Raw genomic sequence first — 7,188 nt, 5'->3', positions numbered from 1 at the left:
ATGTGTATAAGAGACAGCCCCTCCCCCCTCCCCCACTCCCGGCCCTCACAAAGAGGCAGCGGTGACTGGAAGGGTGAAGATGGGGACAAGAGGTGGTAGACCGCTCTCAGCGACAGAGAGGTCGGCCGTGGGCACACACGAGGAGCGGGGCGTTGCCGGGCAGAGGTTCGACGTGGCGGATGCCGCGCCTGTGCTGCTCGACGCGCAGGGCCTGGTGGCGGGGTGGACCAGGGACGCACAGCGGCTGCTGGCGTACGCGGCCCCCGAGGCGGTGGGGAAAAGCGTCGCCGAGCTGCTGAGCACCGAGGACGCGGCGCGCGTGCCGGAGCTGATCGAGCGGTGCCGCCGGGACGGCGGCTGGGCCGGGCTGCTGACCGCCCAGCACCGGGACGGCCCCCCGGTCCGGCTCATGGTGCGGATCACGTCGGCCCTCGACACCCAGGGCCCGGCCCGCTGGCTCGTGCTCCTGTCGGAACTCGCGGACGCACCCGGCTGGGACATGAGCCGCGCCACGCTGGAGCAGATGGTCGCCCGCTCCCCCGTCGGCATAGCCATCGTCGACACGGACCTGCGCTACGTCTGGTCGAACGACGCTCTCGCCCGGTACGGCGGCGGCCCCCCGAGCCACCGGCTCGGTCTGCGGCTGGCGGACATCCAGCCCGGTCTGGACTCCGAGTCCATCGAGGCGCAGATGCGCCACGCGCTGGTGACGGGCGAACCGATCGTCGGCTACGAGCACGTCGGCCACGCACGCTCCGCCCCCCTGCGCGAGACCGCCCACATGATGTCGTTCACCCGGCTCGACGACGGCCACGGCCACCCCACGGGCGTGTACTACACGGTGGAGGACATCACCGACCGCCACCGCGCCCGGCAGCGGCTGGCCCTGCTCGACCGGGCCGGTGAGCGCATCGGCCGCACGCTCGACATCACGCGCACCGCCCAGGAACTGGCGGACGTGGCCGTACCGGGACTCGCCGACCTCGTCACCGTGGACCTGCTGGAGTCGGTGCTGGGGGGCGGGGAACCCGCCTCCGGGCCGCTGGGCGACACGGCTCCGGTGCCGCTGCGCCGCGCGGGGCAGCGCTCGGGCACCGAGAGCGTGCCGGAGGCGGCCGTAGGCATCGGCGAGGTGGTCACCTATCCGGCGGGCTCGCCTCCGATCCGCTGCCTCAGGACGGCGCGGTCCTGGCGCGAGGAGCGGCTGGACCCGCTCGGTGAGGCCTGGGCCGAGCACGCGCGCGGCGGCCGGGCCCCGATCTTCCTAGAACTGGGCCTGCACAGCGTGATGATCGTGCCGATCCGCGCGCGGGGCGTCACCCTCGGTCTCACCACCTTCTTCCGGCGCAACCGGCAGGAGCCCTTCGAGGAGGACGACCTGAACCTGGCCGAGGACCTCGTCTCCCGGGCCGCGGTCTGCGTCGACAACGCCCGTCGCTACACGCGCGAGCGGGACGCGGCGCTGGTCCTCCAGCGCAGCCTGCTGCCGCACCAGCTGCCCGAGCAGGACGCGCTGGAGGTGTCCGCCTGCTACCGGCCGGCCGACGAGCTGACCGGCCTCGGCGGCGACTGGTACGACGTCATCCCGCTGTCCGGTGCCCGCGTCGCCCTGGTGGTGGGCGAGGTGCCCGGGCACGGCATCGACGCCGCCGCGGCGATGGGGCGGCTACGGACGGCCGTGCGCACCCTCGCGCTGCTGGACCTGCCGCCCGAGGAGGTGCTGGCCCATCTCGACGACCTGGTCGTGCGGTCGGCCAGGGAGGAGGGCGTCCAGATGGGGGCGGAGGAGGCGGCTGTCGCCCAGTCCGTGGGGTCCGGGTGCGTGTACGTGGTCTACGACCCGGTCGACGGGCAGTGCACCATGGCGGCCGCGGGCCATCCGGCGCCGGCCGTCGTGCTGCCCGACGGTGGCGTCACGTTCGTGGATCTGCCGCAGGGCGCCTCGCTCGGCGTGGGCGGCCCCCCTTACGAGTCGGTCGAGCTGGTCCTGGCGGCGGGCAGCACGCTCGCCCTGCACACCGACGGGCTGCTGGCACGCGAGGACGCCGACTGGGCCGTGGACGCCGACCGGGACCGGCTGCGGCGGGCGCTGGAACAGCAGGCGGCCTCGCTCGACCTCCAGTGCCGGACGGTGGTCGACGCCCTGACCCCGGCCCGCCCGCACGACGACGTGGCCCTGCTGATGGCCCGCACCCGGCTGCTCGGCACCGAGCAGGTCGCGGACTGGGACCTGCCCTCCGACCCGGCCGCGGTCGCCGACGCCCGCAAGACGGCCGCCCGGATGCTGGCGGAGTGGGGGCTGGAGGAGCTGGCATTCACGACGGAACTGGTCGTCAGCGAGCTGGTCACCAACGCGATCCGGTACTCCACCGGCCCCATCCGGCTGCGGCTGATCAGGGAGCGCGCGCTGGTCTGCGAGGTCTTCGACGGCGGTGCCACCGCCCCGCACCTGCGCCATCCGCGCACCACCGACGAGGGCGGGCGCGGACTGCTGCTGGTCGCCCAGGTCACCCAGCGCTGGGGCACACGCTTCGTCCCCGAGGGGAAGATCATCTGGGCCGAGCAGTCACTGACGGATCCGCCGCCCTGACCTGCCGTATCGGTTCGGATGTAGTACATCGGTAGATACGCCGCACGGCGTGGAGGACCAGCCAGATCCCGGTGGTGAGGCGGGAGCCATGGAAGAGAAGGCGATCGACTACGAGGCGGTGTTCCACGGCCTGCCCGGAATGGTGGCGCTGCTGACCCCGGAGCTGGTCTACGTCGACGCCAACGAGGACTTCCAGCGCCTGTCCGGCCGCACCCGCGCCCAGCTGGTGGGGCGCTACATCTTCGACGTCTTCCCCGACAACCCCAACGACCCGGCCGCCACCGGCATGCGCGACGTCCGTGCGTCGATGCTGCGTGTGGTGGCAACCGGCGAGCGCGACACGATGGCGCTGCAGCGCTACGACGTCGAGGACCCCCTGCGGCCCGGCCACTGGGAGGAGCGCTACTGGAGCCCGATCAACGCGCCGGTCCTCGGCCCCGACGGGCGGGTGGCGTTCGTCCTGCACCGGGTGGAGGAGGTCACCGAGCTCATCCGTCTGCGCGGCGGCGCGGGCGGTGACAGCCGGGCGCGGGTCCTGGAGGCCGAGCTGTACACCCGCGCCCGCGAGCTGCAGGAACTCAACGACCGGCTGCGGCAGGCGCACGCCCGTGAGCGCGAGGTGGCCCTGGCCTTGCAGGAGGCGATGCTGCCCGCCCGCCGGCAGGTGCACAACCACCGGGCCGCCGTGCGCTACCGGCCCGCGGTCGGCGCGCTGAACGTGTGCGGCGACTGGTACGACCTGATCGACCTGGTGGGCGGCAACCGCATCGGCGTCTCCGTGGGCGACGTGGTCGGCCACGGCCTCGCGGCGGCCGGTGTGATGGGCCAGCTGCGCAGCGCGCTCAGTGCCACGTCCCGAGTCGCCGACGGCCCGGCGCAGGCTCTCGACGTCCTGGGGCGGTACGCCCATGTCGTCGACGGCGCCGAATCGGCCACCGTGGTCACGACGTTCATCGACTTCGACGCCCACACCATCACCTACAGCAGCGCGGGCCATCCGCCACCCGTCCTGGTCCACCCCGACGGCGACGTGGAGTTCCTCGACCGGGCCACCGACACGCCGCTGGACGCGCGCCCCGACCCGATCCCGCGACCGCAGGCCGTCACCACGTACACCAACGGCGCCACGCTCGCCCTCTACACCGACGGCCTCATCGAACGCCGCCGCGAGGACATCGACACCGGGCTGAGCCGCCTCGCCGACGCGCTCGTCCGCCATCGCGCGTCCGACCCCGAGCCCCTCGCCGACGCCGTCCTGCTGGAGCTGCTGCCGCCGGGCGGCGCCACGGACGACACGGCACTGATCATCGTGCGGCTGTGACGGGTCGTGATGAACGAGCAGACGCGACGGCTGGCCGCAAGGGCGGGCCACCTGCCACCCGGCAATCGTGATCACGCCAAACCGCACCACCGGGTTGCCGCGCACCGCCCCCGGACACCAGGCTGGTCCGGCGGCCCCTCCCCACCCGCAACCGACGCCACCCACCCACCCCCTGACACCCAGTCAGGAACACCCCATGGGCGGCATACGTCCGACCAGACACGGTTCCGGCCTGTCCCCCCTGCGCCTACACTGGCAGCCCCACGGCACGCTGGTTGACCTGCCAGAACGCGGCGGTTGGAGCTGATCCGCCGGAGTGAGGAGCGACCCCCTTGTTCTATTACGTACTGAAATACGTGTTGTTGGGGCCTCTACTGAGACTCTTCTTCCGCCCCCGAATAGAAGGTCTTGAACACGTACCGACCACGGGTGCGGCCATCGTCGCCGGCAACCACCTGTCGTTCTCCGACCACTTCCTGATGCCGGCGATGCTCAAGCGGCGCATCACCTTCCTCGCGAAGAAGGAGTACTTCACCGGCCCCGGCGTCAAGGGCCGTCTGACCGCGGCCTTCTTCCGCAGCGCCGGTCAGATCCCCGTCGACCGCACCGGCAAGGAGGCGGGCCAGGCGGCGATCCGCGAGGGACTCGGAGTCCTCAGCAAGGACGAACTCCTCGGCATCTACCCCGAGGGCACCCGCTCGCACGACGGCCGCCTCTACAAGGGCAAGGTCGGCGTCGCCGTGATGGCCCTCAAGGCCCAGGTCCCGGTCATCCCCTGCGCGATGATCGGCACGTTCGAGGCACAGCCACCGGGCAAGGTCATCCCCAACATCCACCCGGTGACGATCCGCTTCGGCAAGCCCCTCGACTTCTCCCGCTACGCCGGAATGGAGAACGAGAAGGCGATCCTGCGCGCCGTGACCGACGAGATCATGTACGCCATCCTCTCGCTGTCCGAGCAGGAGTACGTCGACCAGTACGCGGCCGTCGCCAAGGCCGAGGAGGCCGCGGCCAAGGCCGAGAAGGAACGCAAGTTCCCGCGGATGCCGATCAGCTGACCCCTGGCCCTGCCGCCGACGGACCGCCCGGCCCCGGCGGGAGGGCAGCGGCCGCGCCGGGCCGACGACGCAGGCCGAGACGAGATACGCGAGAGCGTCCGGAGAGGACCACCTACGGGAGCCCGCGAGACCCGCCGGGCTGACGAAAGGGCCGGGCAACCCGACAGCACCGACGAGAGAGCCGACCAGCCCGGCAGCAAACCCGCACCGGCCGGCCCGACACGGGACTGCGCGTAAACCGCCCGGACCGGCGGACCGGCGAAACCGGCACCCACCCCGACAAGACCGGCCGACCGACCGCGCGACACCGCCACACACCCCAGCGGGACCAGCCCGAGGCGCCACCGACCCGACACGAGCAACAGCAGAACCGAATAACCCGGCAGGAACCCGCAAGCGAACCGACCGACCAGCCCGACACAGAACCACACGCAAGCCGCCCGGACCGGCGGACCGGCGAGAGGCGGTCCGCCGGGGGCAGGGAGGCTCGCCGAAGGCTGGGGCCGCCGCCCCGGGCGTCGGCGGCGGCGGTGCCGGGATTCAGTCGAGGTCGAGGGAGTCCAGCGCCTCGTCGAGCAGTCTGCGCAGCCGCAGCGCGTCCGTCGCCACCGCCGTCACCAGGGCGGCGGGCCCGGTGAGGGGCATCACGGCGGCGTGCTCCCCCAGCACCCGCGCCGTCACCGGGGCATCGGCGAACTCGGGCCGTACGACGACGAGTTGCCCGACGGCTCGACAGCCGCCGAGCCCCGCGGGGCCGTCCCAGCCGCCCGGCGCCCCGGGCCCGCAGGCAAGTTCCTGATCGAGGACGACCCGCCCGGCGACGCTCACCCGGATCCGGCTGCTGAGCCGCCCGGGCTCCTCACCCACGCGTCCGAGCACCTGTTCCTCACGCAGTACGAGCCGTCCGGCCGCACCGACGTCGACGCGAGTCGTGACGTACAGGTCACTGCCCCGGGCTGAGATCAACTGCTCGGGAAGCCAGTGCAGTTCGGCCCCGTCGGCGACCGACAGCCGTACGTCGTACCTGGCCTCACCCTTGCTCTGGCCCGGCAGGGCGATCGTGGCCGCCGCCGACCCGACGCGCAGCCGGGCGCCGGCCTCCACGTCTGCCTGCACGGTGAAGTGGTCGCCGCCGAGGGGCCCGCTCATCGCGCCGACGAGCACGACCCGCGCCTCGGCGCCGCTCCCCCGGGTCCGCCGGAGTGCCAGCGGCCCGTCGCCGTCGAGCACGGGCAGCGAGGTGCCGCCCCGCCCGTCGTCCCGGGCGGCGATCCGCGCGGCGGCCCGGACGCCACCGGTCACGGTCACGCCGTCCACGCCGCGAGCTGCCCCCGCACCCAGTCGGCGACGTCCCGCACACCGGGCTCGCTCCTGAGCGACTGGAAGACGACCGGCAGTTCGGCCCGCTGGGCCTTGGCGTCGGCCGCCATCCGCGCCAGGTCGGAGCCGACGTACGGCGCGAGGTCGGTCTTGTTGACGACGAGCAGGTCGGCCGTGGTGACGCCGGGTCCTCCCTTGCGGGGGATGTCGTCTCCGCCGGCGACGTCGATCACGAAGATCTGCGCGTCGACGAGCCCCTTGGAGAAGGTGGCGGTGAGGTTGTCCCCACCGGACTCGACCAGGATGAGATCGAGGGGGCCGACCTCGTCCTCCAGGTCCTCGACGGCTTCGAGGTTCGCGGAGATGTCGTCGCGGATCGCGGTGTGCGGACAGGCCCCCGTCTCCACGGCGGTGATCCGCTCGGGCGGCAACACGGCCTCCCGCAGCAGGAACTCGGCGTCCTCCCGCGTGTAGATGTCGTTCGTGACGACGGCGAGGGACAACTCGTCGCGCAGGGCCCGGCAGAGCGCGGCGACGGTGGCCGTCTTCCCGGACCCGACGGGCCCGCCGAGGCCGATACGGAGCGCACGGCGCGAGCCGTCAGGACGGTGCGCATCGGCGCTGACGGCGGAGGGACCGTCGTGGGTGTGAGCGTGGTCGAGATGCATGGAAGCGGCTCCAGTTGATCTTTTCAGCCCGTCCGGCGTTTGCGGACGAGGCCCTTCGGGCCGATAGCGGGGGTCCAGGGGGCGGCAGCCCCCTGGCGGGGGTCGAAGGGGCGGAGCCCCTTCAGGATGGGACGGGTAGGGGCGGCGGGGGGCGAGACACCCCCTACGACGCGAACAGCCGTACCGCCCAAGCCGCATGCACCTCCGCCCCGATCTCCAACAAGGGAGCAG

The 7,188-nt window shown here is 72.8% G+C and carries 5 protein-coding genes; 3 read left to right on the top strand and 2 right to left on the bottom strand.

Annotation, left to right across the window (positions count from 1 at the left end):
* Window positions 1-127 precede the first annotated feature (127 nt).
* From ADK36_RS07140 to ADK36_RS07130, 3 genes are all read left to right on the top strand, one after another.
* Entirely contained in the window at window positions 128-2,590 is a 2,463-nt protein-coding gene (locus ADK36_RS07140) for a SpoIIE family protein phosphatase (RefSeq protein ID WP_048587535.1), read from the top strand.
* Window positions 2,591-2,678: 88 nt separating this feature from the next.
* Entirely contained in the window at window positions 2,679-3,911 is a 1,233-nt protein-coding gene (locus ADK36_RS07135; RefSeq protein ID WP_048587536.1) for a PP2C family protein-serine/threonine phosphatase, read from the top strand.
* A gap of 332 nt (window positions 3,912-4,243) precedes the next feature.
* Window positions 4,244-4,969: a lysophospholipid acyltransferase family protein gene (locus ADK36_RS07130; protein ID WP_030053532.1), complete on the top strand. Its 726-nt coding sequence runs from the start codon at window positions 4,244-4,246 to the stop codon at window positions 4,967-4,969.
* A gap of 540 nt (window positions 4,970-5,509) precedes the next feature.
* Here ADK36_RS07130 and ADK36_RS07125 read toward each other — a convergent pair.
* Both ADK36_RS07125 and ureG read right to left on the bottom strand, forming a co-directional pair.
* Entirely contained in the window at window positions 5,510-6,286 is a 777-nt protein-coding gene (locus ADK36_RS07125) for an urease accessory protein UreD (protein WP_048584953.1), read from the bottom strand.
* A complete protein-coding gene (ureG, locus tag ADK36_RS07120; RefSeq protein ID WP_048584954.1) occupies window positions 6,274-6,957 on the bottom strand; it encodes an urease accessory protein UreG in 684 nt (227 codons plus the stop codon). Before ureG ends, ADK36_RS07125 begins: the two co-directional genes overlap by 13 nt.
* Between the last annotated feature and the right edge of the window lie 231 nt (window positions 6,958-7,188).

It is taken from the genome of Streptomyces viridochromogenes (assembly GCF_001270495.1).
GTDB classification, from domain to species: domain Bacteria; phylum Actinomycetota; class Actinomycetes; order Streptomycetales; family Streptomycetaceae; genus Streptomyces; species Streptomyces viridochromogenes_A.
The sequence above is the reverse complement of the archived record's forward strand: the minus strand, read 5'-3'. Positions and strand labels throughout refer to the sequence as shown.

Coding starts and splice junctions, on each gene's coding strand:
- ureG (WP_048584954.1), bottom strand. CDS start 6,957: ATGCATCTCGACCACGCTCACACCCACGACGGTCCCTCCGCCGTCAGC.
- ADK36_RS07135 (WP_048587536.1), top strand. CDS start 2,679: ATGGAAGAGAAGGCGATCGACTACGAGGCGGTGTTCCACGGCCTGCCC.